This window comes from Pontibacter mucosus (assembly GCF_003054055.1).
GTDB classification, from domain to species: domain Bacteria; phylum Bacteroidota; class Bacteroidia; order Cytophagales; family Hymenobacteraceae; genus Pontibacter; species Pontibacter mucosus.
The window spans coordinates 166,973-192,617 of record NZ_QBKI01000005.1; the positions used below are offsets into that span (position 1 = coordinate 166,973).

17 protein-coding genes are annotated in these 25,645 nt (G+C 53.3%); 1 reads left to right on the forward strand and 16 read right to left on the reverse strand.

Features of this window, described 5'->3' with window-relative positions; all coding sequences use genetic code 11:
• Window positions 1-455: 455 nt before the first annotated feature.
• The 9 genes from ygiD to C8N40_RS11475 form a co-directional block, all read right to left on the reverse strand.
• Window positions 456-1,289 carry a 4,5-DOPA-extradiol-dioxygenase gene (gene ygiD, locus C8N40_RS11435; RefSeq protein ID WP_108212071.1) on the reverse strand — a complete coding sequence of 278 codons (834 nt, stop codon included), beginning with the start codon at window positions 1,287-1,289 and terminating at the stop codon, window positions 456-458.
• A 489-nt stretch (window positions 1,290-1,778) separates the two neighbouring features.
• Window positions 1,779-2,870 carry an SGNH/GDSL hydrolase family protein gene (locus C8N40_RS11440; protein ID WP_211318081.1) on the reverse strand — a complete coding sequence of 364 codons (1,092 nt, stop codon included), beginning with the start codon at window positions 2,868-2,870 and terminating at the stop codon, window positions 1,779-1,781.
• 138 nt (window positions 2,871-3,008) lie between these two features.
• Complete coding sequence (locus tag C8N40_RS11445) at window positions 3,009-3,893, reverse strand: phosphodiester glycosidase family protein (protein WP_108211901.1); 885 nt, start codon at window positions 3,891-3,893, stop codon at window positions 3,009-3,011.
• Between the two features lie 41 nt (window positions 3,894-3,934).
• Window positions 3,935-5,182, reverse strand: coding sequence for a hemopexin repeat-containing protein (locus C8N40_RS11450; protein WP_108211902.1), 1,248 nt, complete (start codon window positions 5,180-5,182; stop codon window positions 3,935-3,937).
• Between the two features lie 150 nt (window positions 5,183-5,332).
• On the reverse strand, window positions 5,333-7,018 hold the full coding sequence (locus C8N40_RS11455) for a BACON domain-containing protein (protein ID WP_108211903.1): 1,686 nt from the start codon (window positions 7,016-7,018) through the stop codon (window positions 5,333-5,335).
• A gap of 61 nt (window positions 7,019-7,079) precedes the next feature.
• Entirely contained in the window at window positions 7,080-8,027 is a 948-nt protein-coding gene (locus C8N40_RS11460) for a sugar phosphate isomerase/epimerase family protein (RefSeq protein ID WP_211318082.1), read from the reverse strand.
• A 28-nt stretch (window positions 8,028-8,055) separates the two neighbouring features.
• Window positions 8,056-9,792, reverse strand: coding sequence for a RagB/SusD family nutrient uptake outer membrane protein (locus C8N40_RS11465; protein WP_108211905.1), 1,737 nt, complete (start codon window positions 9,790-9,792; stop codon window positions 8,056-8,058).
• Window positions 9,793-9,818: 26 nt separating this feature from the next.
• The gene (locus C8N40_RS11470; RefSeq protein ID WP_211318083.1) at window positions 9,819-13,370 is read right to left on the reverse strand and encodes a TonB-dependent receptor; all 3,552 of its coding nucleotides are present in this window, start codon (window positions 13,368-13,370) and stop codon (window positions 9,819-9,821) included.
• Window positions 13,371-13,482: 112 nt separating this feature from the next.
• Window positions 13,483-14,676 (reverse strand): FecR domain-containing protein, encoded by a 1,194-nt coding sequence (locus C8N40_RS11475; protein WP_108211906.1) that lies wholly within the window; start codon window positions 14,674-14,676, stop codon window positions 13,483-13,485.
• Between the two features lie 549 nt (window positions 14,677-15,225).
• Here C8N40_RS11475 and C8N40_RS11480 point away from each other — a divergent pair.
• Complete coding sequence (locus C8N40_RS11480) at window positions 15,226-15,783, forward strand: RNA polymerase sigma-70 factor (RefSeq protein ID WP_108211907.1); 558 nt, start codon at window positions 15,226-15,228, stop codon at window positions 15,781-15,783.
• A 76-nt stretch (window positions 15,784-15,859) separates the two neighbouring features.
• Here C8N40_RS11480 and C8N40_RS11485 read toward each other — a convergent pair whose 3' ends face one another.
• The 7 genes from C8N40_RS11485 to C8N40_RS11515 form a co-directional block, all read right to left on the reverse strand.
• Window positions 15,860-18,256 (reverse strand): glycoside hydrolase family 3 N-terminal domain-containing protein, encoded by a 2,397-nt coding sequence (locus C8N40_RS11485; RefSeq protein ID WP_108211908.1) that lies wholly within the window; start codon window positions 18,254-18,256, stop codon window positions 15,860-15,862.
• Window positions 18,257-18,307: 51 nt separating this feature from the next.
• Window positions 18,308-19,786, reverse strand: a complete 1,479-nt coding sequence (locus tag C8N40_RS11490; protein WP_108211909.1) for an alpha-L-fucosidase — start codon at window positions 19,784-19,786, stop codon at window positions 18,308-18,310.
• 142 nt (window positions 19,787-19,928) lie between these two features.
• On the reverse strand, window positions 19,929-20,318 hold the full coding sequence (locus C8N40_RS11495; protein ID WP_108211910.1) for a hypothetical protein: 390 nt from the start codon (window positions 20,316-20,318) through the stop codon (window positions 19,929-19,931).
• 262 nt (window positions 20,319-20,580) lie between these two features.
• Window positions 20,581-21,357: a 3-keto-disaccharide hydrolase gene (locus C8N40_RS11500; RefSeq protein ID WP_108211911.1), complete on the reverse strand. Its 777-nt coding sequence runs from the start codon at window positions 21,355-21,357 to the stop codon at window positions 20,581-20,583.
• A gap of 56 nt (window positions 21,358-21,413) precedes the next feature.
• Complete coding sequence (locus C8N40_RS11505) at window positions 21,414-22,082, reverse strand: gluconate 2-dehydrogenase subunit 3 family protein (protein WP_108211912.1); 669 nt, start codon at window positions 22,080-22,082, stop codon at window positions 21,414-21,416.
• Window positions 22,083-22,110: 28 nt separating this feature from the next.
• On the reverse strand, window positions 22,111-23,850 hold the full coding sequence (locus tag C8N40_RS11510) for a GMC family oxidoreductase (RefSeq protein ID WP_108212074.1): 1,740 nt from the start codon (window positions 23,848-23,850) through the stop codon (window positions 22,111-22,113).
• 196 nt (window positions 23,851-24,046) lie between these two features.
• Window positions 24,047-25,630 carry a RagB/SusD family nutrient uptake outer membrane protein gene (locus C8N40_RS11515; protein WP_108212075.1) on the reverse strand — a complete coding sequence of 528 codons (1,584 nt, stop codon included), beginning with the start codon at window positions 25,628-25,630 and terminating at the stop codon, window positions 24,047-24,049.
• Window positions 25,631-25,645: the final 15 nt, after the last annotated feature.

Consider the following 25,645-nt stretch of genomic DNA (forward strand, 5'->3'; position numbering starts at 1 on the left):
AAATTATCAGCCCTATCCGCCATATAATAAACAATCATTACCAGCAGCTCTCATGTTGTTGAGCCCAACCGGAGCAACGTATAAAAAGTACAAAATAATAAGAAGCCGACCTTTGCCTGCGCTAAATGGCTGCAAAGGTAGAAACTCTTTTTTAACTAAAAGGATCCGGCACGCAAAACGGACTTTATACTTTCCGCCATCTTATACTTTATAGCAGCCTTAAGAGAAATCTCTACCAACTAAGTACAAAACTTAAAGAGCGCCACACCTGCTAGTAGGTTCTACGCATGCGCCGCTTTCCGCCATGCCTCCTTCGCGAGAAACTACCTGCCGGCAACTGTGAAATAATGGCGGTTCGCTAAAATCCCGGTGAGGGCCCAAACAAAAACACCTGGCGCGTGGTGCTGCGCCGGGTGTAAAGTATAAAATCTCGCCTTGAGTTAGCGAAGGAATGCTTACCCAATCAGTACCGAGGTCATGGTGAGCGAGCCCGCTACAGCCTTATCATTGAAGAAGGTAATGTCATCCTTGCTGCCTTTTAGCCCTAAAGTATAAAGCAGAGGCCAGTAGTGTTCCGGCGTCGGGATGGCCATCATCGCCTCGCGGCCCAGTTTCTCATACTTTATAAGCTTGTCGTGCTCCCCGCTTCGGATAAGCTCCTTAAACTTGTTGTTGATCTGGATTGCCCAGTCATAGCCATACTCGTCGTCGTTTAGCTTGTCCCAGGCCACCATGCGCAGGTTGTGCACCATGTTGCCGCTGCCCATAATCAGCACGCCCTTCTTGCGCAGCTTCATGAGCTCCTTGGCCAGGTCGTAGTGGTACTGCGGGCCTTTGGTATAGTCTATACTTAGCTGCAGCACCGGGATATTGGCCTTAGGGTACATGTGGCGCACCACCGTCCAGGCACCGTGGTCCAGGCCCCAGTCGTGGTCCATCTCCACCTGGGTGGAGGTGATGATGGAAGCTGTTTCCTTGGCCAGCTCAGGGCTGCCGGGCGCGTTATACTGCACCTGGAACAACTCCTGCGGGAAGCCGCCAAAGTCGTGGATGGTCTTCGGGAAGTCCATGGCCGTGATGCGGGTGCCTTTGCTCAGCCAGTGCGCCGAAACCACCAGTACGGCTTTCGGTGTCGGAATCTCTTTGGCTACCTTGGCCCATTTCTGGCTGAACTCGTTGTCCAGGATGCCGTTCATCGGGGAGCCGTGGCCCATAAACAGCACCGGCATCAGCTGGTCCTGTTCGCCCAGGTCTTCTGTAAATCTGTTAAATGCTGATAAAGTGGTCATACCTACTGTTCCTGCTACAAGTGTTTTGATGAACTGCTTTCGCTTCATGGTTCACTTCTTAATAAATGCTAACCGTACAGCCTGACAAAGTATAACTGTACCTTCACTTGCAAAGATACCACCGTTGCCCCCTCCCGCGCCTTGACCTAGGTTAAGAAATGCGCCAGACGGCGAGCTGTTTGCGGATGCGGTGAAGGGTTTGGAGGGACGTGCTGAAATATGCAGGTATATAAACGAAAAATGCCCCCGCAAGCGCGGAGGCATTTAACACAATCAGGAAAACTAAAATGTCACTAATAGCCCCTAATAACTTAACCTATCATACCACAAATATATAAAATGTGTACGAACACGCAAACACTTCCTTCAAAAATATTTATTTTATACTTTCTATTGCGCCGCAAGCAGTCTTCGCTTTACTGTTTAAACTCAGATTCAGCGCGTTACAAGTAGGAACAAAGTATAGTCCTCATCTAACAACCCTCTCCGCTACCTACCCGCCAGGTCACACTTGCGCAAAATTTTCAGCAGTTGCGGCTGCAGTTGCTGCAGCATCCGGTCAAAGCCCAGGTCGTTGGGGTGGCTGCCGTCCACGGTGCCTTCGTGGTCCTCGCCAAGCTGGCGGGGGTAGGAAAGCAAGTATAAATCCTTCACGCCGCTGCGCTGCAGCTTCGCCACCTCCTGCTTTATCTGCTCGTTCTGCGCCTGCACCCGCTTGCCTACCTCCTGGTCAAAGGCCCCGTTCTCCCGCACCGTGCTGGGGATAACGATAATGGGCGCCTTCGGATGATGCTGCCGGATGGTGTTCACCAGGTAGGCGGTTCGCTCGCGTATCTCGTCCGGGGAGGAGTTGGGCACGCAGTCCAGCACAAAGGCATCCGCCGGGATGGTGGTGATCATGTCGGCCACCGCTTTTTCCATTTTGGCGCTGCCGCTCAGGCCCAGGTTCAGGAAGTTCAGCCCTGCGGCCCGGCTCATCCGCGCCGGGTAGGCCATGCCCGGCCTGCTGGCCGAGGCGCCTTGCAGGATGCTGGAGCCATACATCAGGATGCGCTTTTGGAAAGGGTCATTCAGCGGCTGCAGGGTGGCCCCGGCGGCAACGCCGATTTCCAGGCTGGTGGTTTCATCGTAGAGAGGCAGGTAGAGCAGGCACTCTTTCTCCCCTTCGGCCATGTTGCGCACCAGCGTATACTCGGTGCAATCGCCGTTGGGCCTGCCCACGCCGGCAAACTGCCAGCGCCCGTCCTTTTTAATGTATAGGTCCAGCCCCTCGTAAGCAATGGCCGTCATGTTAGATAAGGTGGTACGGGGACTGGTGCACCATTTGGCAGAGATAGTCGTGCTGTTGGTCTTGAAGGCGACGGCCAGGCCGGCTGAGTTGGTCAGGAGGCGCTTTACTGCTGGGGGCATATCCGGGTGATCCGCCGTATCCACCCGATGGTATACTTGTTGGGTGGGTAGCACCTTGCCAACCAACGTTAAATCGGTGGCAGGCGTGTAGACGGTGGATTGCGCCAAGGACAGGTTTGCGGTGCCAGCGCAAAGTATAAACAGCACCCAGGTAAGCATAAATCTTTTCATCTGTTGGGGATTATGCAATGGTCAAAATGATGGCGGATTGTCATCACGCTTTGCGTTTTAAGCTTAGGCTTTGGCTAGGAAACGAGACAGGCATGAAACCCCATGCCCGACGTTGTTTTTCGAGCTTTATACTTCGTTTTACTCCTCTACAAAGGCGATAACCGTGGCCACGCCACGCTCTCCGGCATGGTCAAACTTCTTATTGTCGCAGGGGTAATTGACCACGCCGCGGTTGCGGAGCCAGGCCGTGGAGGAGCCGCCGCCGTCCAGGTTCATGGCCTCTACGCAGCCCAGTGAGTGCATTACGGTGGCTAGCTCCTCAGTGGTCATGCCGTGTGCCTCTGAAAACCTGCCGTCCACTACCACCGCAATCAGCCGGTTATCGGCCGTAAGCCCGATGGCAGTTCTGGGGTGGCGGTTGGTGTTGAAAACCTCCTGCACCTGTGTTACCGGCTTGTCGTCATACACAAGCAGCGGTCCGGAGGTCAGCAGCGTATTGGCTTCGCTCAGCGAGTTCCAGCCTGCGGCCGGCTTCTTCTCAATCGAGATGGTTCCGTCCGCCGCTATAGCAAAGCCCGCGTTCTCGCGGTACGGGGTAAAACCGCTCCGGGTGGTGTTGATGACCTGACCATCTTTCTTAAAGAAGACCGTGGAGCCTCCCTTCGAGGTATCGAAGTATGAACCGTTGATAGCTGCGGCAGCCCGCACACGGGCGGCGCCCTCGCTTGTCTTCAGGAACCCCGACGTCACATAAGGCATGTCCACCTTCAGTTTTTCGTCTTTCAGGTCGATTTCCAGGATGGTAATGCTTTGGTTGGAGCTGAAAAGGTCTTTGAAGTGCTTATACTTCCAGACGATGGACTCCGATACTTTGCGTGTTTCCCAAGTCGCGCTGGCCAGCTGTTCGGCTACGGTTTTGGGCGCCTCAACAACAGGAGGCGTGTTATCGGGCGTTACCTCGTCTTTTGAGCACCCGGCCAACAGCATGGCCGGGAGCAGTAATAGGGCTAAAAGCTTTTTCATATGCGATTCTTAAGCGATGTTGAATTCCAGCGTGCAGCGGTTTATTTCTTCCCAAGTATACTTTCCGGCCACGCTACTTCGATGTTTTTCGGGTAGCCCGGCTCTACTTTCATACTTCCCTCCAGCGAGATGACCACAAATTCTTTCCCCCGGAACAAGTATACTTTGTTCTCACGGCTGTTGTAGTCGGCTGCGTCCAGGTTACCGCTTCCCCAGGCAAAAGGCCAATCGCCAACCAGCGTGCTGATTGGCTGTGGTTCTCCTGCCCCTTTGTTTTGGCCTGCCGGTACCTGCAGGTACTCCTCCCCTTTAAAGAGGAAAACCGCTTTGCTTTTCGGGTGAAAGAAGGCAGCATCGAGGTAGCCGTTGTGCCAATGAGTGGGCAGGTTTTTCACCAGGTCGGTCAGTGGTTTGGGGTAGCCGGCATCCAGCGTTTTGGCTTCCGGAGAGAAGCGGGCATACTCCGTTCCTTTGAAGATGTAGACTTTCTTATCACTGCTGTTAAAGTAGGCGGCGTCTACCTCACCCGCCCAGGCAGCGGGAAGGGCAGGCAAGGCTTGAGTTGTTTTTTCAACACTTCCACTACCAGATTTTCCTGTGCTTTCTACATACACCAGGTCGTTTATCAGGCGATAGGTCGTGTGCTCGCGCTTCTTTTTGTTTTCCACTGTAAAGCCGGCGCCTACCATTGGCCAGAGCGCTTTGGCCACATACTCCCCGCTCTTCACCTCCGGGTCAAAGATGTTCGTGTAGTTCACCTTGTCGGTGTTTTTCGGAAGAATGCCGCCTTCGATGTGGTACACGGCTGTCACGCCGTCGTTGGCTGTGAAGCGAGCTGCCACCGGAATAGCGTGCCAGTGGTTGGAGACCACGTAAAGCTTGTCGCCGGGTCTGATGACTTTGGTGCCGTCGGCCTTCCGCAGCAGCCTACTGTAAGTATAATTCTGCACCGTGGTTTTGGATTTCTCCTCTTCGAAGATAATCTCTGCCGGTACGCCCTTGGCTACCAACAGCTCCTTCATTTCAGAGGCTTCGCAGATTCTAGACTGATGCGCGGCACACCCACCCGACACCACAATGTAATCGAATGACGGGGAGGCGGCGAAGAGCCGATAGCCAATTTCTACCCTTTCTACCAGTGTATTTCGGTCAGCAGAGCCTAAAATAAGCATGCCGTTCCGCTGGGCGGCAGGCTGTTGCTGCGCCACGGCCTGCAGGCTGATAACTTGTATGGCCAAAAGTATAAATACCCACCCTAAGGGTAGCTTTCCGAGGATTCCGTTTCTCATAATACGCTCTTATTTTTACACAAAAAGGTGCCGGGTTTTGGCAACCGCAGCACCTATACTTTCTACATGCCCTCCGTCAAGAAAACGTAGCGCACCAAGTATAAAAAGTATGGGGAGTATAAAGTATAACTCCCCATACTTTTTAAGTAATTAGTTGCCGCCAGTTAGCGCGCCCATGGTGCGCAAGCCGGAGCGGCTCTTATGCTGCTGATCCTTCGTAATCAGGCCGCTTTCCACGGCTGGGTTAAGGCTGCTGCCCAACCTTGTCAGGTCGTCTGCGTTCATGCCATGCTGCAGGGCAGGGTTGTTCTCCCCTACCGGCACATAGGCCTCCGTTAACATAGTGCCCGCGCTGAAGCTGGTTCCGTCGATAGCCTCCCCATTTGCGTCGTAGGCTATACTTCCCAGCACCGAGGACTGTACTACCGGCGCTGGCGCTTCAGCTTCATACACATCCACATCCGGCCCGTCGCCTTTCTGCGTGTTGCCCGATACGATAGAGTTGTAGATGCTCACCTTGTTCACGCCCGCTCTTCTGTAAATACCGCCGCCAGGTCCGGCGATGGCGTTACCGGTGATGGTGGTGTTCACAATCGTTGCCTCGTTGTCCTGGTATAGCATCACGCCACCTCCCCCGTTGGCAGAGGTACTGGTGTTGCCGTAGATGAGGCAGTTTATCAGCAAGCCTTTCGAGTTTTGGCGGATATAGTAAGCGGCACCATAAGAGCGGCCCTTGTTATCGGCGATAACAGCGTTATACATGTTCACCGTGGCCTCCGGGTAACCGTGCACGCCTGCGGCTGTTCCACCCGAGTTACCTATCACCTCCGTGTCGTAGATGTTGGCCACAGACTCGCTGATCCATACGCCACCGGCATTGCCAGCTGAGCTGTTGTTGTTAATCTTGCTTCTGTGGATGGTGACCACCGAGCCGCCGAAAGCGTACAGGCCAGCCACGTTCTTATCAGAGTTATTATCCACAATCTCAGTGTCCAGGATGTCTACCACGGCGTTACCGATGGTGATGCCCCCGCCATAGTCTCTCCGGAAGTTTATTCCGTTAATCCTGGCGGAAGTAGTAGGCACACCAGCCTTACCTTCTGTAATTTTCAGGCCCTCCAGCACTACTTTCTGGCCTTCTGTTTTCGGTGCCGACACGGTTACCACGTGATAGGCCACGCCGCCGCCGGAAAGAATGGTTTTGTACTGTTGCGGATTTGCCTCTGTGCCTTCTGTGGCATCAGCCGGATAGCCTCCTTTTAAGCGAACATACTTGCTGATTTCGAAAGTCACGTCGCCTGCATCTGCTGCCTCACCACCGGTTACGGTTACAGTCGGAGTATAAACTCCCTCTGCGATGTGGATGGTGTTGCCGCTCACCGCGATGGCCAGCGCGTTCTCCAGGCTGGTGGCCTCGTCCCAGGAGTAACCTTCTCCGGTGCCGCCCACCTTCACGTAGATGTCATCCCGGTTGCCGGCTTCCTGCGTTACCACGATTTCCTGCTGCGTTACGCCGTTTGCTGTTACCATAATTTTGCCGGTTCGCTCGTCGTCGTCGTTTTCCTGCACCGTGAAAGAGAGGCTAACCTTACCTTTCTCGCCAGCGGTCTGCTCCAGGCTGATCCAATCCACGTCGGCCGCTGCCTGCCAGGCTTGGTTGGTCAGGAAAACGATGGTGTGTTTGCTGCTGGTGTTTGCCACGGAGAAAGCCTCGTTCTCCAGAAACAGCTTGGGCTCAAAATCCTCTTCGTCCTTCTTACAGCCCGCCACCGCGATAAGTAAAAAGGCAGCCAGGAAGAACCGCGTGATATAACTGAATTGTCGTATTCTGTTCATGGTTGATGCTGGTTTTTAGCTATGGCGCCAGCGGGACGGGTCTGCCCCGCCGGCACCTTGCTTATTTGCTGTTGATATAATTGGTATAAAGCGACTGGTAGCACGCGGCAAAGTCCTTCTCATCCTCAAAGGCGCTCTCGTACATAAACGGTCCGGTATACTTTACCTCCTCCAGAGCCGCCAGAATGGCGTTCCAGTTGTTCTTGCCCTCTCCGGTGCACGGGAAGAAGTGGTTCTCGGCCGCCCCGGTGCCATCGGCAATGTGCACCGTTTTCAGGCGGCTGCCCATGGCCTTGATCAGGTTCTCGGGGTTTTTGATGTGGTTCATGTCGATGGCCGAGTAAATGGTCTTGGGCAGTCTCTGAAAGATTTCCACCGTCTCCTCCACGGTGCGCATCAGGGGACGCTCCCGGCCATTGCTGGCCAATAGCTCTGGCCCGAGCATGTTCTCCAGCACCATGGTGGCGTTTATACTTTGCACCGCCTTGTCGAGCTCCGTAGCCGACTTGATCAGCTGGCTTTTGCGTCTGTCGCGCTCGTTAAGGCCCAGGTAGTAGCTCGGGTGGAAAAGTATAATCTGCGGCTCCAGGATCTTCAGGAAGCCGATGAGCTTCTTGTGCTTGGCCACTACATCCAGCCTGGCTTCCTCGTCGAGAAGAGAGAGGTCAATGTTCTGGCCGAAAGGCATGTGCACCGACCATACTTTAATGCCGGCCGCATCCGCTGCTTTCTTCGCTTCCGTCAGCCGCTTGACGATCTCCTCGTCGGAAAGCTTGAAGTTTCTGTTTCCGTCCAGGAAGAGGCCCATCCCCGAAGCTTCCACATAGCTCACTCCCACCGATTTAGCGTATGTAAGTTTTTCGGCTGTGAAGTTGCCGATGGCCAAGCCATAGCCAATTTTCAGGGGCGCTACCGGGTCTTCTTTCGAGGGTTGCTCCGGCGCGGGCTCATCTTTTCCCGAGTCGCAGGCGCTGAAGCTGAGAAAACAGGCAAGTAGTATTGTTAACATTTCGGTTCTTTTCATGGGTGTGAAATTCTTACTCCCAGTTCGGGTTTTGCACCAGGTTCTCATTCAGCCGCAGGTCCTCGATCGGCAGCGGGTAATAGTAATCCCGGTTTTCGTCGAAGTAACCACCCAACTGGAAAGGATTCAGGTAGCCAGAGGTGCCGTTGGTTAAAGGCCGCTGCTGTACGTTGATGATGGTGGAGGCCTCTTTTGGCGCGCCGGAGGCATTGCCATCGTGCAGGTACACATCGGCTTTGCCGTCGTTGTTGAAGTCGTGCGCGCCCAGGCGGGAGAAGTAGATGCCTACCATCGGCTGCTCAATCTTTTTGCCTTCCTTCCAGCGCATCAAATCATCCCAGCGGTGCCCTTCGTTGAAGAGCTCAATCCTACGCTCCCGGCGAATCTCCAGAATCACGCCCTTGTTAGCTCCGGCGTCCACGTTCGGATACATAGCAGCCAGGTAGGAGTCGGGGTAGGCGTTGGCCTGTGCCAGGTTGAGGTGCGGCATGCCTACCCTGTCTCTGAGCTTGTTGATGCTGATATCCAGGTCCTGCTGCGTCAGGGTGCCCAGCTCGGCTTTGGCTTCCGCATAAACCAACAAGGCCTCGGCATAGCGGAAGATGATGATATCGTAGTAAGAGGCGGTCCACTGGTCTTTGGCAGGCAAGGCCTTGATGACCCTGTAACCTGTGGTGGTACCATTCAGGTTTACCGGCTCAGGGGTGCTCTCACCGTATACTGTAAAGTTCGGCCCGGCGGTGGTCTGCGTCAGACGGGGGTCGCGGTTCTGCATCTCCTCGTAAAACTCCATGGTTTCATACCCGGGCTGGTCCGTGAACCGGCTGCCGTCCTTCATCAGATAGCTGTTTATCACGTCCTTGGTGATGCCCCAGGCCCCCATGGTGGGAGCCGTCATCAGGTAACCCAGGTTGTGCTGCCCCAGGTCCGACTCAAAGTCTCTGGCCAGGATGGTCTCGGTGGGGTCCTGGTTGTTTCTGGCAAACAGCTCGCGGTAGGCTCCATTGGCTCCTCCGGCGGTAAACAACCTGTAAGCACCTGAGTTAATCAGCTCCTGGGAGGCGGCGGCGGCTTGCTGCAGCAGCTCCTCATAATCTCCCAGCCCGTGGTATTTCCTGTAGGTGCCCTCATGCAGCGCGATGCGTGCTTTCAGAAGCAGGGCGGTATATTTGGTAATGCGGTTCAGCTTCACCTCCGCCGGAATGTTGGCGATGGCAAAGTCGATATCGGCCATCACCGAATCAATCACCAGCTTGCGCGAATCGCGGGCCTTGTACAGGTCAGAGTCTCCGGCCTCCAGCACCTTGCCATACCACGGCACATCCCCGAAGCGCTTCACCTTATCGAAATAGAAGTGCGCCCGGAAGAAGCGGGCGATGCCGCCATAATGGCGCTTGGCTGCCTCGTCGGGAACACGGTGGTAGTTCTCCAGGAAGAAGTTAATCTTGCGCAGGTTGCCCCACGACCAGCCCCCGCTGCCACGGGTGGTAGGCACGATGCGGTTGCCCCGCACCCTGTCTGCCGCAATCAGGGGCACAATGTTATCCGAGGAGGCGTCGTCGCTGTACACCCCGGTGGTGGGCAGCATGGTGTAGAAATCGTTCGTAGCTACCTCCAGGTCCGTGGCGGTTTTGAAGAAGAAGTCCGCATCCACCTTGTCTTTTGGTGGCTTGTCAAGGAACTCTTTCTCACAACCGGTGAAGAGAAGGGCTATGGAAGCGAAAACGGAAGCAATGTATATTCTTTTCATCTTTTATTAGAAATCATCAGGGTGAATTATAGGGTCACGTTGATGCCCAGCGAATAAGTTTTGCCCATTGGATAAGACCTTAGGTCGGCCCTGCCCACGGCGCTGCCCGGGTTAGAATAGTTGATGGCTGAACCTGCCTGCTCCGGATCGATATACTTGCTCAGGCCGCCGAAGCGCACCGTGAACAGGTTCTCCCCGCTAAAATATAGCCGCAGTTTTCGCACACTGATTTTGGAGGTCAGGGCCTCCGGCAATGTGTAGCCAAAGGTCAGGTTCTTCACGCGCATGTAGCCCACATTCTCCAGGTAATAGTCGTTCATCTCGTAGAGCGAGCGACCGCTGTTCAGTGAGGCGTAGCCACGCTCGATCTGCGGGTATTTGCCAGGTCGTTCTGGTGTCCAGGCGTTGTCTACCAGGTCTTTGCGCAGGAAGGACAAGTATGGCCGCTGGTAAGTGCCCCAGTAGATGTCGCCGGTTGGGTACCAATTCTGCTTGGCTACGCCGGCACCGGCCACCGACAGGTCAAAGCCTTTCCAGTTGGCGCTTACATTAAAGCCAAATGGGAATTTTGGCATGGCGTTACCAATTGGCTGCAAGTCCCCGTGATCTTCCAGCGTATAGTTACCCCGGTCGATTCGCCCGTCACCGTCCACGTCCACATACTTGATGTCGCCGGCACGGAGCCTGTTCCAATCGTTGTTCTGCACCACGTTCAGGATGTAGTTGTACACGTTGCCAAGGCTGTTACCAGGGTTCACGAAAGAGTTCTGGTAAGCCTGAGCTTCCTCGTCCGTCTGGAACTGCCCGGCTACATGGTAGCCCCAGATCTGGCCCAACTCCTGCCCTTCCCAGTACGTGCTCATCAGCCCGTTCGGGTTATCAAACTTAGTGATCACGCCTTTGAAGTTGGACACGCTGGCTGTGGCGCGAACCGAGAGAGGTGAGCCGCCCACGTCAAAGCTGTTATTGTAGCTCAGGCTGAAGTCAAAGCCCCTGTTGCGCAGGGAGGCCAGGTTCTCTCTTGGCTCCGCAGAACCGAACACCCCCGGCAGCGGCGTGCCCGGCAGGTACATGTCCTCCGTTTTCTTCTCATACAAATCAATGGAGGCCATTAACTTATTCCGGAAGAAGCCCAGGTCAGCCCCGAAGTTGATGGTGCTGGTGGTTTCCCAGCTCACCACTTTTGGAAGCGGGCCGGGAGCGCTGGCATAGACAATTCTCTTTCCGGCGTCCAGCCAGTCAGAGTTGCCGATGCTCATGGTTTGCTGGAACGTGTTGGTGCTGATGTTCTGGTTACCCAATGAGCCGTAAGAAGCTCTCAGTTTGAAGAAGCTGATGGCATTTTCCAGCGGCTGCCAGAAGTTCTCCTGGTTCACCTGCCAGCCCGCCGACACAGAGGGGAACAAACCCCATCTGCTCTCACTCGGGAAGCGGGAAGAGCCATCGTAGCGGGCGTTTACCTCCAGCAGGTACTTTCCGTCGTAATCATAGTTAAAGCGTCCGAAGTACCCCTGCACCGACCACAGTTCGGCAGACCCATCGGCCGCCATCAGTTCAGTACCCAGGGCCAGATTGGCCAGGTCGCGTATCAGCAGGCCGCCCTGCTGCCCCATTATTCTGTCGCGTTCAAACTCCTCTTGGTTAAAACCGGCCATCAACTTAAAGTTATGCACATCGCTTAAAGTATGAGAATAAGTACTGTATGCGTTTAACGCTTTATAGTAGTCTCGCCAGCGGTACTCGTTTAGGCGGTTTACCCCCACAGTTTGCAGCTGCAGCCGTTGGCTGGTGAGCATCTGATACTCATTTAGGCGGTTGGTATTGGCCTGGTTGGTAATGCGATTGCTGTAGTTAAAGTTAATGTCCAGGCCTTTGAGGGGCGTGGCCCGTGCGCGGAAAGTGTTTGTAAACTCCTCGATGTTAAGGCGCTGCCAGTTGTTGCCATCCTCCATAGCCGCAGGACCGCCCTGCCCGAAAACGTCTGTCGGGATGCCGTCAATCATGTTTGGCGCGAAAGGATAGAGTTGGTACCAGGTGGTGGTGCTCCAGATGCCACCGTAGCCATTGCGGAAGCCGCCATACTCCTCATCCTTCTCGTGGTTGAAGAGAACGTTGTTGGATAGCTCCAGCCACTTGGTAGGCTTAAAGCTGACGTTGGCCTTCAGGTTATACCTGTCCATGCCACCGTTGGCAATGTTGTTGATGTCTTCCCGCTCAAAAACCCTACCTGAGAGGTAGCCCTTTATCTTATCGGTCCCTCCGGATACGGAGATATTGTGCATGTTGGAGTACTGGTACTTCTTGAAGTGGTAATCATACCAGTTGGTGTTGTAGAAGAACTTATAGGTCCCGTTGGGCTGCAGCTCGTGGAAAGGCGCGATCTCGCCTCTGGACACCATGCGAATCGTTTCCCAGTCCAGGTCGTTGTAGCCGGTATAGGTGGTTCCGTTATAGCCGAACAGGGCGGCATCCACTGTCTTGCCATATAGATAAGGGTCAGAGATAAAGTCCGTGCGGGTGGTAGGGGTGGTCCAGCCAAAGTTATTGGAGTAGTTCACCACCATATCGCCAGCCTCGCCTGTCTTGGTTGTAATCAGGATAACCCCGAAAGCACCCCGGGCGCCGTAGATTGCCGCAGAGGCCGCGTCCTTGAGCACCGTCACGCTTTCCACATCCTGTGGGTTCACGCGGGTGATGTCTCCCTCAATGCCATCGATGAGCACCAACGGCCCGCCGCCGTTGATGGAGTTAAAGCCCCTGATGTTGATGTCGGGCGTGGCTGTTGGGTCTCCCGAATTCACTTGTATGTTCAAACCGGGCAAGAGGCCCTGCAGGGAGCTGGTGATGTCATTGGCCGGGCGCAGGGCGATGTCCGAACCGCTCACCTGGTCCACGGCGCCGGTCAGGTTGGCTTTTTTCTGGGTACCGTAACCCACGATCACAACCTCTTCCAGGGCTTTGGTATCCTCTAAGAGGATGACGCTAATCGCAGCCCGGTTGCTGATCTCCACTTCCTGGGGCTGAAAACCGATGTAGGAGAAAACCAGGGTGCCCTTGCCGTCCGGCACAGCGATGGAGAAGTTTCCTTCCCCGTCGGTTGGCGCCCCTTTGTTGGTGCCCTTCAGCACAACGGTTACGCCGGGCAGGCCAACGCCATTTTTGTCGGTAACCTTTCCTGTAATGATAATGTCCGCTTGTTGCTGCTTCTTCACCGGCTCAGCAGGCTTCACCACGATGGTGTTTTCCACCAGGCTGTAGGCCAATGGCTGATTATGGAAAATCTCCGCCAGGGCCTGCTCCAGATCTACATCCTTTAAGTCAAGCGACACCGGCTTTGCCAGTTGCAGCAGCTCGTCGTTATAGAGGAAAAGATACCCGCTTTGCTTGCTGATGGTTCGGAATACCTGTTCCAGGGATGCATTCTTCTCTGTGATGGAGATTCCCTGCGAGAAGCCGTGGGCGTGCAGGTGCATGCACGTCACCAGCGAAGCCATAAGCGTTATCCTCTTGGCAGGAACAATCCTGGGCAGCCACTTCCAGATGCCTCTGCCGCTCCTGAGTAGTAGATTTTGTTTCATAAAAGAAGGGTGTTTGGGTAATTGGTAAGACAGTTATTTGTTGATTGTACTTGCGCTAAATCCATACTTTCTGCCGGGAGTACCTTATACCTTCAGTACCCCGGCTGTGCCATCAGATCGTTGAGACAACAACCTTCCTTCCCTCTCGCCTGAACTGGATGGACCCCGTCAGTTCCAACATCTCCAACATTTTGCTGATTTCCGTATTCCGTGAGATGATTCCGGAAAAGTGCTTAGCGGACATATTGCCGGAATAGGCCACCTCAATGCCATACCACCTCTCCATCTGCCGCATCACGGTGGCGATGTCCGCACTGCTGAAGTAGAAAAGCCCGTTCTTCCAGGCTATAGCCTCATCCACGTCCACCTTTTTCAGCTTAATATCCTCCCCGATGGTGGCTTGCTGACCTGGCGTCATCATTTTGCTGACATTGCCTTTTTTAACCCGCACAGAACCCTCTACCAGGGTGGCGGTGGTCCGTCCCTCGTTGGCATAGGCCATCACGTTAAAGTGGGTCCCCAGCACCTCTATGGTTGCCTCGTCCACCTTTACCTGAAAAACCTGTTTCTGATTTCTGGCCACCTCGAAGTACGCCTCGCCTGTTAGCTCCACGGTTCGTTCGTTTCCGACAAAGGCAGACGGAAAGTACAGGGAAGAGGCAGAGTTGAGCCATACTTTACTGCCATCGGGCAGCACCACCTGGTATTGCCCGCCCACCGGCGTAGAAATGGTGTTATAGAATACCTGGTCGCTTTTGCTATCGGCAATCTCGAAGGTGACGACGCCATCCAGTTTGGAAACCTTTACCCCTTGCTCCTGGCGCACGGTGCCGTTTTCCATATCCTCCAGCAGGAACACAGAGCCATCACTGAACGTCAGCTTTGCCTTATCCCCGCCCGGAAGTATGTCCTCCGGTTGCAGCTTTGGTGTAACTTCTGCTATGGTAGCGGGGGCAGTATGTTTCCCTTGTTGTGTCTGGTAGATGAGAAAGACAGTGCCAAGTATAAGCGTGATGGCTGCGGCATACTTCCATACCGTGTTGACGCTCCAAAGGCTTCTGGTTTTCTGCTGGTCTACTGTCTGTGCAGCGATGCGCTGCCAGGCTTTGTCTGTGTCTATCCTAGAAAAGAAAGCAAGTTCTTCTTCCAAAGCCTGCTCATTCCGGATTCTGTCGAAAAAGAGCCGGTTCTTTTCGCTCTCCTCTACCCATAACTCCATTTCCTGCTCTTCCTGCGGGTTAAGCTCTCCTTTCAGGTATTTCAGGATAAGGTCGGCTCTTTCAAATTGTTCTTGCTTGTTCTCCATAAGGACTGTGTTGCGGTAAAGACACCTATGGAAGCAAAAGGGGTGAAAGGAGTACAAGAAATTTTTTCCCTAATTTATGTAGTAGGAGAAAAGTGGGCTATACTTCGCTTGTGAACAAGTAGGATAGGCTCACGAAAAGGCGCAGCTCAGCGCCTTAACTTAAACATAACATTAACTTAACCAGCTAGCTGGGCCGTGTGAATGATTTTAGGGATAGCTTTGGGGCATCAAGTTAAAGGTATCGGAACATGTACGTGCCTGTTGCTTCTGGCTTGAAGTTAAGCAGGCAGCGCCGGCGCAAGTATAAATAAGGCTACTAAAAATCAGGGGTTGATTAGCCAAACGAAGCAGTTGAAAGAACATCCTAAGCGAGCGCTTACTTTCATTCAAAACTTATATTTGATTTCGATTCCTTTCTTTGTAAGTTTAGCAAATGCTTGTTCAACGAAACAACTTTGCTGCAGTACGGGTGACGCTGCTTCATTTTCCATAAGTATACTTTGGTTACCCCTCCGGATAAAAGTTGCCATCAATTAAAAGTACTCCCAAATGAGCGCGAACGAGGATCAGGCTGTACCCAGTGATAATTCAGACCTAAAGCAGCTTTTCGACAGGTATTATACTCGCCTGGTGTACTTTTCCGCCCAGGTGGTTGGCTCCCAGGAGGCTGCCGAAGACATCGCTCAGGAGGCCTTCATTAAATACTGGAACCAGCGGCACGATATTCTGCCACACCCGTTGGCCATCAAGAACTACCTGTATAGTACGGTGAAAAATGCCAGCTTAAACGTAGCGCGACACCAGAAGGTAAAGGCTGATTATGCCGCCAGCCTCGGCGAAATGGCAGCAGTGACAGAAAGCCTGGATAGTGCTATCATTCATGCCGAAGTATTAGCCCAGCTACACAGCGCCCTAAGCGAGCTTCCGGAAGGATGTCAGCAGATTTCCAGAATGTGCTATTTGGATGGGAAGAAAAATCAGGAGGTGGCCGAAGAGCTGGGAATCTCCATCAACACAGTAAAGACACAGAAAAAGAGGGCCCTGCAGCTGCTGCGCCTCAAGCTAAACCCTGAACTGTGTGCTATGCTGCTCTTCCTGGAGTTCTAGATTTATTGAATTTCATACTCAGGCTACCGGCCACTTATTCTACAGCTTGATAATTTCCTTAAAGCGAGCCATTGCGCTACTTCTCCAGAGAATGCGGTTGAATAGTCTGCCTGATTTTAAAGGAACTCTCTAACCTGATGTCATCGGAGGAAGCGCCTACCAGTATATCAAAATCGCCTGGCTCCACGACCCACTGCATTTTTGTGTTTAGCAGCATCAGGTCCTCGGCATGCAGCACCAGCTCCACAGCTTTCTGCTCGCCGGCTTTCAGGTGAACGCGCTGAAACTTCTTTAATTGCCTGTCCGGTGTAACTATCGAGCTAACCCTGTCGCGCAAGTATAACTGCACCACTTCATCCCCGTCGCGTGAGCCTGTATTTTTCACTTGGAAGAGCACTTTCACCTCCACATCGCCCCGGTTCTCTATCGGATTTACTTCCAGGTCGCTGTACTCAAACGTGGTATAACTCAGTCCATAGCCGAAGCTATACAGGGGCTGGGCATCCATTTCCACGTAATCATGCTTGGCGGGCCTTTTGGCATTGTAGTAAACAGGCAGCTGCCCCACATGCTTCGGCACGGAAATGGGCAGGCGCCCAGCCGGGTTATAGTCTCCGAACAATACATCCGCGACCGCATGGCCTCCCTCCTGCCCCGGATACCACGCGTCCAGTATGGCGGGCACATGCGCGGCCATCCAGTTGAGGTTGAGCGGACGGCCTTTAATGAGCACCACGACTACCGGTGTGCCGGTTTTCACCACTTCCTGCAGCAACTCCAATTGTTTGCCGAGCAGGTCGAGCGTGGCACGGTCAAAGCCTTCGCCACTTTCCATATCGCTTAACTCCTGCACTTTTTCCGGAGCTGAAACCGTGGCCGCGCCGGTAGTTTGGTATTCGGTTTTGAAATCGCGTGCGCTGGAGCCTCCCAATACCACCACGGCCACCTCCGCCTTACGAGCAGCCTCCACCGCCTCGGCAATGTTGGCAGAAGTCGTGTCGCGGATGGCGCTCCCTTTGACATAGGTAACTTTTGTCTGGTCCGATACTTTGGCCTTAATGCCTTCCAGCACGGTGGTGATATTGCTCTCTGGTTGAGGGGCGGTGTAGTCACCCAACTGGTTGTAGCGATTGTCGGCATTGGGGCCGATGACGGCAATGCTTTTCAGGTTTTTACTTAACGGGAGCAGCTGCTTTTCATTCTTCAGCAACACGATGGACTCCTGCGCTACCTGGCGGGCCAGCTGCACGTGTGCCTCGTTCCGCACCACCCTGGCTGCTTTCTTTGGATCGACATATGGGTTCTCGAACAGGCCCATCTCAAACTTTAGGCGCAGCACCCTGCTTACAGCCCGGTCAAGTATAGCCATCGATACTTGTCTGCTTTTGATGGCTTCGAGTAGGTGTTTGTCGTATCCGTAACCGCTCAAGTCAGCATCCAAGCCAGCGTTAATGGCCAGTGCTGCGGCCTCGACGGGTGTTGCCGCCACCCGGTGGCTTCCCACCAGGCCCGAGATACTTCCCAAATCCGATACAGTGAAACCATCAAAGCCCCATTCATCCCGCAAAAGGTCAGAAAGCAGGTATTCGTTGGAGGAGCAAGGAACGCCATCAATGGAGTTATAAGCCGTCATCACAGACAATGCACCGGCCTTCACAGCAGCGAGGAATGGAGGCAGGTAGCTCTGGTGCAGCTCGCGGTTGCCTGTGCTGATGCCGCCTCCGTTGTGTCCGCCTTCCGGCACGCCATAGGCTGTGAAATGCTTTAGTGTGGAAATCACATTGGCACCGCTCCTGAGGTTGTCCCCCTGAAATCCTTTTACCATAGCCATCCCCATCTGGCTGGTAAGTACCGGGTCCTCGCCATAGGTCTCCTCTACCCTCGACCAGCGCGGCTCCCGTGCCAGGTCCAGCACCGGCCCGTAGCCGATATGCGCGCCCTGAGCGCGCGCCTCTGCGGCAATGGCCGCTGCCATGCGCTGAATCAGGGCAGGGTTCCAGGTGCTGCTTTGCCCGATGGAGGTCGGGAAGACGGTGGTGCCGATAGCCATATGCCCGTGCGGGCACTCCTCGGCCAGCAACAGCGGTATGCCTAGCCGGGTCTGCTCCACGGCATACTTTTGCAGCGCGTTGGTGGCCTGGGCAGCCAATGTCGGGTTCAGGCCGGTGGTAAGTGTCTTCTTTGTCCAGGGGTCGGCCCGCAGCGTGGCCCACAGCATACCGATATGCCGCTCGTCCACCGCTTTTTTATACTCCGGGCTGTACGTTACTTTCTTCCCCTGCTTCTGGTACATCTCCCAGCCAAGCAATGTGGACAGCTGCCCCACTTTCTCTTCCAGTGTCATACGCCCGAGCAAATCCTTCACCCTTTCTTCGGTAGGGGCTTTGCTGTTTTTGTAAAGCGGCTTTGCCTCTTGCGCCAAGGCTGTTGTCGCACAAAACAGGCTCAGGCCAAGTACGAGGTTTCTAATCATGCCCGGTAGCTCAAGTATAGGTGCTTGATTTATACTTTGTGGATGAGTGCCCTAGTATACTTCCACATTAGCTATTACCGGACTTGCCTTGGCATCGGTAATGCGGATGCGGACTTTATCTGTGTTGATTGGGTTGTCGAGCTTAAGGATGCGCTTATACCCGATGGTGGTGGCATCGGCCACCGGCCTCCAGGCATTATCCTGCCATACGTCCACGGAGAAGGATTTCACGCGCTGCCCCAGCCTGATGTGCTCTTGCAGCAGCACATACTTCACGGGCTGCACTCTGCCTAAATCCACTTCCAACACACCTGAACGCACCTCATCGTCTGTCGCCCAGTAGGTTTCTTTGTTCCCGTCTGTCACATTAGAAGCAGCATAGGCCTCTGCATTTCCGCGATAAGAGTCGGCTTTCACCTTTGCCTTCGCCGCCAAGTTGGTTTTAAACTCCCGGTCAAGCATTTGCCTCCACTCTCGTAGAGCGTTCACATCCTTCTCATGAATAAGCCCGCGCTTGTCGGGTGGCACGTTCAGCAGCAAGGTAGAGCCGCGACCGACGGAAGTCAGGTAGATATCAAATAGCTTTTCGGGGGTTTTTACAAGCGAGTCCTCCTTGGCATGGTAGAACCAGCCCGGCCGTATGGAGACGTCCACCTCCGCCGGAATCCATTTGTCTCCGTCTTCAGCGCCTGTGCCCAGGAGCTTTTCTATCCCTGCCTGACCTGCATAAAGCGTGTCGTTGCTGATGGTGTTCCAGTTCGTTTCGCTCACAAAACCCTTTTCATTGCCCACCCACCGGATGTCCGGCCCCGCGTCGCTGAAGAATAGCACTTTAGGCTCCGGCTGCAGCCCTTCTACCATTTGTAACGTGTTAGGCCAATCGTAGTAGGTTCTGCGGTCGATGTTGCGCTTTTCGCGAGCGCCGCCGTAGTACCCGTCGCCGCCATTCGCTCCGTCAAACCACATCTCGAACACGGGGCCGTAGTTGGTAAATATTTCCTGAAGCTGGTTCCGGTAGTACTCCACATAAGACGGCTGCCCGTAATCTGCTCGGTTCCGGTCCCAGGGTGAAAGGTAGACGCCAAACTTCAGCCCATACTTTCGGCAGGCCTCGGCCACCTCTTTCACCACATCTCCCTGCCCGTTTTTATAGGGACTGTTCTTCACCGAGTGCTCCGTATACTTGCTCGGCCACAGGGCAAAACCGTCGTGGTGCTTGCAGGTTAGAATCACACCTTTGAATCCTGCCTCTTTCAGTGTGCGCACCCATTGCTCCGCATCCAGTTGGGAAGGATTGAAAATTGCCGGACTTTCGTCCCCGTAGCCCCACTCCAGGTCTGTAAAGGTATTGGTGGTAAAATGGATGAAGGCATTCATTTCCATCTCGTGCCAGGCCAGCTGCGCTTCCGTCGGGACAGGAAGCAGTGGCTGTGGAGGAGCAACTTCTTTTACTGAAGTGTTGCTGCTGGTTGAACAGGAAAGGAAAGCGCCGGTACATGCCGCTGCCAGCCAAATGCTTAATTTCTTCATCAGTAGGTCTTAGGGTTTATGGGAAAGAAATGGTAGTGTTTACCTTATAGTAAGATAGTAAGCTACAGGATAGCACGAAAATGCATGTTATACTGAACTGGTGCAGCCTATGGGCGAGGCGAAGCATGTAGGCTGAACTTTGTCAGGCACTGGCTTTTTTTCTATTTCTATTAATTATCAAGTAAATAATCAAATTCATAATTGCAGAGTTACCGATAAGCACCCAATATAAATTAGCTCCTCCGAAGTCGAGAAATTCAATCAATCCTTGTAGCGGGTTAAACAATGCTAGTGCAACAACAGCAGGCATCAAATAACCAACAATATTGTAATTCCTATTCTTAATAAATTTTAAAGTGACTATGGTGATAGCCATATTGAATATATAATTCAGCGCTAGAAGAATTGTATATAAAAACATCACCAATCCTATTGTACCTATATCCCCCTTTTCGTTTATCAAGGATACGATCAGGATAATCGGCAAATAGATGAAATGCAGAAGGTAATATGTTTGAATTTTCTCGTTCATGAAATTAGCTAGTGCCTAATTAAGAAGTATAGGGAAGTTCTCCTCTGCTTGCCAACATTCCTAGATAGCACCGAAACTTTTATACTTCCTGATGCTTTGAAAGCAGGTGGTCCTGACTCCATTACCTAAAGCCAGGACCATCAATTAACCTCACTTAATAACTCACAACCTATCATCTAAATACCTGAGCCATTTTATACTTGCTCGTTTTGAGAAGGTAGCTCAACCGAGTATAAACGGCTGGTTTTTGCCCGGTAGTAGTCTATTTCAACTCTCTTATCCAGATATTACGGAAGCTGATAGGCTCGCTTTTGTCTCCGTGTGATTGTAATTTGATGGGACTGGCACCATGCGCCTTGTTGTAGCTGGGCTTGCCGATATACTGTGTTGGCCCGAGCAGCTCCACGTTGTTCTGCACCAGCACACCGTTGAACAGCACCGTCACGCGTGCCGGGGACTTCAGGGTGCCATCCACCTCGAACACCGGTGCTTTCCAGAAGATATCGTAGCTCTGCCATTCGCCGGGTTTCTTAGCCGGGTTGGCCAAGGGCACAAACTGTTTGTAGATACTGCCAGCCATGCCGTTCACATAGGTTTTGTTCTGGTAGGAATCCAGCACCTGTAGTTCGTAGCCATCATCCCCTTTCCCGGTGGAGGCCAGGAAAATACCGCTGTTTCCCCGCGACTGCCCTTCCAGGTTAATGTTCTCCGGAATGCGCCACTCGATGTGCAACTGGTAATCGGTAAAGGCCTTTTTTGTCTCAATGTTGCCGGCCGGTTTGTTCACGGTCATCACCCCATTGGCGACGGTCCACCCGGCAGGTTGAGCCCTGTCTTTTGTCGACACCCATTGGTCCAGATTTTTCCCATCAAACAGCATGAAGGCGTCTGAGGGAGCCTGCAGGTGCACCTGCCCGGGCTGCACCACCTTGGGGACCGGCTCCCATACTTCCGTGTCTTCCGGTTTTGCTTTTTGCTGCGCCTGCGCTGCCATGAAAGTAGTTGTTAAAATAGCGGTTAAGAGTAGTTTATACTTCATATGTGGTATAGCTAATAATACACATCCTTATTTCTTTTTACTGAAGCAATGACCTATCAGGCAAGGTCGTCATACCGCACGCATTCCCGCAATTCCTTTTCTGTATAGGCCAGGTTATACTCTTTCAAAACCTCGTCCGGCACACCCTTCCAAAGGTTCGGGCGGTTTCCCTCATACCCCAGGTCCTTCACGCCCATTTCAGAGGTAAAGAAGCCGGTGGCCGTCAGGTTGCGCACGAGGCTAAAGAAGGCAACGCCCTTCTTCATCTCAGGTGCAGCTTTCTGAGGGTAAGCGATGGCATCCACCACTTGCATCTGCTGCTTTTCATCACAGTCTTTAAAGGCTTTTTCAAACCGGTTCAGGCACTCTATATCCAGCCATTTCAGGCCGCTGCGCATGGGAGTCTGGAACTCAGGCTTATCTTTGACGATGAACTCGATAAACTCCGGCACACCCGCCTCTTCTGCATTTCCGCTTTTCTCGTCTGCCGGGATGATGATGTTGGCCAGCAAGGTGATGGTAGCCATCTCATGCTCTGCAAAGAAAGTTTTAGAGCTCACCGCTTCCTGGTGCGCCACCTCTTCCGGCATGCGTCCAGGTTCCCCGGCAGGCGTTTCAATAACTTCTGCAATGTTCTCCTCAGTCTTGGTACCGCAGGACTCCAGGAGTATCGCCGAAGAAACAGCACCTAACACGATTGCCTTGAATGATTCTCTTCTATCCATTTTGTTCTGATTTTAATCGGAAATATTCCTAGAGGTTTTGCTTCTTCATTTGATCCACGATGTACTCGGAGGCACGCATCGACAGGGCCATGATCGTCCAGGTAATGTTCTTGTCTGCCTGGGACACAAACTGCCCGCCATCCACGCAAAATAGGTTCTTGCAATCATGGGCCTGGCTCCATTTGTTCAGGGCCGATCGCTTTGGGTCGTTACCCATACGCACAGTGCCTGCCTCGTGGATGATCTTGCCGGGATTCTCCAATCCCCACTTGTTGTGAGGTCCGTTATCGCCACCCCAAGTAATGACTGCACCCATTTCATGCATGATTTCCTTGAAGGTCTCGTTCATGTGCTTGGCCTGGTTGATCTCATAATCAGAGTGCTTCACGTTAAAGCGCAGCACCGGAATGCCATACTTATCCACCACGTTAGGGTCAATCTCGCAGTAGTTGTGCTCGAAAGCGATGGCTTCGCCACGGCCGGCCATCCCCACACCCGCGCCATACATAAATCGATAGTCGTCCTTTAAGGACTTACCGTAGCCACCCGCCTCTTTGGTTTTGCCATGCACCTGCATCTTTCCGTTCAGGTTCTCAATTCCCCAGCCAAAGCCGTAAGCCGGTTGCTGCATGCCTCCCCAGTACTCGATGTGGTAACCTCTCGGGAAGTCCAACTTCTTATTGTCCAGCCACCAGGGAGTATAAACGTGCATGCCGCCCACTCCGTCCTCATTGTAGCGCTTGCGGCCCATGAGGTGCGGGAGCACCCCTCCCATCGCAGCCCCGGTCGAGTCGTGCAAGTATCTGCCCACTACGTCGCTGGAATTCGCCAAGCCGTTCGGGTGACGCCTGGAAACTGAGTTGAGCAGCAGTCGCGCGCTTTCGCAGGCACTTGCCGCCAGAATAACTACTCTTCCGTCCACCTGGTAGTCCTGCATGTCCAGAGTATCCACATAAGACACGCCGGTTGCCAAGCCTTCCGAATTCGTTATTACTTCGCGCGCCATCGCATGCGGAATAACATCCAGGTTTCCGGTTTCCACGGCAGGCTTAACTAAACAGGAGGAAGAGGAAAAGTCTGCGTAAGCCTTGCAGCTACGGCCGCACTGTGCGCAGTAAAAGCACTGCCCGCGCTCATCGTTAATCTTTTTGGTCAGTACCGACAGGCGCGAGGGGATAACCGGGATTCCGATTCCGGTGGCCGCTTTTTTGATCATCAGCTCGTGCAGACGCGGTAGCGGCGGCGGCAGGAATACTCCGTCGGGTTCATCCTCCAAACCTTCGTTTGTGCCGAACACCCCTATCAGCCTGTCCACCCTGTCATAGTATGGTTTTACATCCTCATAGCCAATAGGCCAGTCTTCCCCCAGGCCATCTATACTTTTGTGCTTGAAATCTTTTGGTCCGAAGCGCAGGGAGATCCTGCCCCAGTGGTTTGTTCTTCCGCCCAGCATGCGGGCTCGCCACCAGTCCCATTCGGTTCCTTCTGCCTTTGTATAAGGCTCGCCGTCTATTTCCCATCCCCAGTAACAGCCGTCAAAATCACCAAAAGGCCTGAACTTGGTACTGGCCCCTCTTCTTGGGGATTCCCATGGGTTTTTTAACTGCGCTGAGTCTGTGGCGGGATCGTACATTGCCCCTGCCTCCAACATACATACTTTAAGCCCTGCCTTGGCCAGCACATAGGCGGCCATGCCCCCTCCCGCGCCTGAGCCGACGATTACGGCATCATACTTTTTCGCTTCTTTTTTGACCTGAAAATCTTTCATATGCTTTTTTATCAAGGGTGTTGTCGGCTACCAGAGATGATGGTTACCATAATATAGTAGATCTTAGCGGCTTTCAGGGAGTTTCTGAAAGGCTGCTAAGATCTAATATACAAAAGCAATCGTAGGAAATTGTAATTTATTTATGCTTAGGACTCCTGCAAGCAGGTCTAACAAGCTGCTTCAGCCCTAGAGCCGATTAATAGCCCGGGTTCTGAGCGCCCAGGCTCGGGTTTCGCTGTCTTTCTGCCTCTGGGATGGGGAAAAGCAGATGCTTCTCCTCGAACACCTTATTCCAATTATTGGCATGCCCTACCAGATCCACAAAGGTGATCTCACCAGGCTTGCTAGCGGATGTTTCGGGGTACTTTCTGGTCCGGATCATATCAAACCATAAGCTGAACTCGAACACCAGCTCCCGGTATCGCTCTTTCCATACTTCTTCCACAAAAGCCTCCGTCGACAGTGAAGCAAGCCCATTCCTGATCTGCTCCATGTCCTCCTTCCAGTAGGCTCTTCCCCGCACCTGTGCCAGGTAATCAGCCGTTACGGCAGATACCCCCTGCGCCCGGGCTTTTGCCTCCGCTGCAATTAACAACACATCCGAGTAGCTATACAGCACAACATCTTTGCCGGAGCTGGCTGTTTCAAATATAGCGTTGTCGTCGTGCCACATGTAAGGGGAGGGTTCGAAGGTGACCACTTTGCCGTCATCTAGCGTGAGTGTTGTATGGAAGTATTGCTTTTCCTGCGCTCTCAGGTCTTTCGCCGGATCATACCCAAGTAAAAAGGCCCTTACCGGCTGATAGGCACCATTGGTAAGGGCGTAAGCCACATGCTGCGCCATAGACACAGGATAGGACCACTGCGGATAGGCATTGTCAGAAATGCCCACGGCGTATTCATGATAGAGCACATACTCATTTGCTGAGGCATCGCCTTTGCGGATCTTATTGTAGGCGCTGTTTTCCAGCACTACATTACCTCCTGCCCTGTCATGTTGCGTCAGGCTGTAAGCGCCGCTGTTGATAACGCTTTCTGCCATGGCTGCCGCATCGGCGTACCTGTCCTCCCGCAGCGGGTAGCCGCTCATGGTCAGGTATACATCGGCTAGTAGCGTGGCCGCAGCCCCTTTCGTGACGCGGCTTCCGTTATTGGCCATGGATGTTTCGGCCAGGCCACCTTCATTTACGGCGAATTTCAGGTCCTCTTCAATCAGGTTGTATACTTCTTTTACAGAGTTTCTCGCCGCGTACAGGTCGGTGGGTGCCTCATAGGGCTCCGTCACGACAGGCACCTCTCCGAACATTCTAACCAAATAGAAGTAAGCGTAGGCTCTAAAAAATTTAGCTTCGGCCAGCAGCTTGTTCCGCTCAGCATCTGTTAAGTCCGGTGTGGTTGGGATATACTTGATGGCATTATTGGCCCGGGAGATACCGCGGTACAGGTCGTCCCAGATGCCTCCCAGAAAGCCATTCAGGTTGTTACCGTTCAGCGTGAGCTGCTGTGCATGCTGCACGTGCACCTCCTGCCCCTTGTACTCGTTGTCGAAGAAGCCGGACATATAGTTGCCAATGATGGCTTCGGCACCGAAGTATACACCGCCGTCGAATAATTGAGGGGCGCCATTCCGGTACAGGGAGTTTACGGCATTATAAGCGTGGGCCGGCAAGGTAAAGTTCTGCTCAGCGCTTAGCTGGTTTTTTGGCACTTCATCCAGAAAGTCCTCACAGGAAAAGCATACCAAGCCTGTTAACGCGAGTATTACACTTATCTTTTTCATATTGCTTTTCATTTG

Excerpts from the sequence above, each read along its gene's own strand:
- C8N40_RS11505 (WP_108211912.1), bottom strand. The coding sequence starts at position 22,082 with ATGGATAGAAGAGAATCATTCAAGGCAATCGTGTTAGGTGCTGTTTCT.
- C8N40_RS11465 (WP_108211905.1), bottom strand. The coding sequence starts at position 9,792 with ATGAAAAGAATATACATTGCTTCCGTTTTCGCTTCCATAGCCCTTCTC.
- C8N40_RS11480 (WP_108211907.1), top strand. The coding sequence starts at position 15,226 with ATGAGCGCGAACGAGGATCAGGCTGTACCCAGTGATAATTCAGACCTA.
- C8N40_RS11460 (WP_211318082.1), bottom strand. The coding sequence starts at position 8,027 with ATGTTAACAATACTACTTGCCTGTTTTCTCAGCTTCAGCGCCTGCGAC.
- C8N40_RS11485 (WP_108211908.1), bottom strand. The coding sequence starts at position 18,256 with ATGATTAGAAACCTCGTACTTGGCCTGAGCCTGTTTTGTGCGACAACA.
- C8N40_RS11490 (WP_108211909.1), bottom strand. The coding sequence starts at position 19,786 with ATGAAGAAATTAAGCATTTGGCTGGCAGCGGCATGTACCGGCGCTTTC.
- C8N40_RS11510 (WP_108212074.1), bottom strand. The coding sequence starts at position 23,850 with ATGAAAGATTTTCAGGTCAAAAAAGAAGCGAAAAAGTATGATGCCGTA.
- C8N40_RS11500 (WP_108211911.1), bottom strand. The coding sequence starts at position 21,357 with ATGAAGTATAAACTACTCTTAACCGCTATTTTAACAACTACTTTCATG.
- C8N40_RS11475 (WP_108211906.1), bottom strand. The coding sequence starts at position 14,676 with ATGGAGAACAAGCAAGAACAATTTGAAAGAGCCGACCTTATCCTGAAA.
- C8N40_RS11515 (WP_108212075.1), bottom strand. The coding sequence starts at position 25,630 with ATGAAAAAGATAAGTGTAATACTCGCGTTAACAGGCTTGGTATGCTTT.
- C8N40_RS11445 (WP_108211901.1), bottom strand. The coding sequence starts at position 3,893 with ATGAAAAAGCTTTTAGCCCTATTACTGCTCCCGGCCATGCTGTTGGCC.
- ygiD (WP_108212071.1), bottom strand. The coding sequence starts at position 1,289 with ATGACCACTTTATCAGCATTTAACAGATTTACAGAAGACCTGGGCGAA.
- C8N40_RS11495 (WP_108211910.1), bottom strand. The coding sequence starts at position 20,318 with ATGAACGAGAAAATTCAAACATATTACCTTCTGCATTTCATCTATTTG.
- C8N40_RS11440 (WP_211318081.1), bottom strand. The coding sequence starts at position 2,870 with ATGAAAAGATTTATGCTTACCTGGGTGCTGTTTATACTTTGCGCTGGC.
- C8N40_RS11470 (WP_211318083.1), bottom strand. The coding sequence starts at position 13,370 with ATGAAACAAAATCTACTACTCAGGAGCGGCAGAGGCATCTGGAAGTGG.
- C8N40_RS11450 (WP_108211902.1), bottom strand. The coding sequence starts at position 5,182 with ATGAGAAACGGAATCCTCGGAAAGCTACCCTTAGGGTGGGTATTTATA.
- C8N40_RS11455 (WP_108211903.1), bottom strand. The coding sequence starts at position 7,018 with ATGAACAGAATACGACAATTCAGTTATATCACGCGGTTCTTCCTGGCT.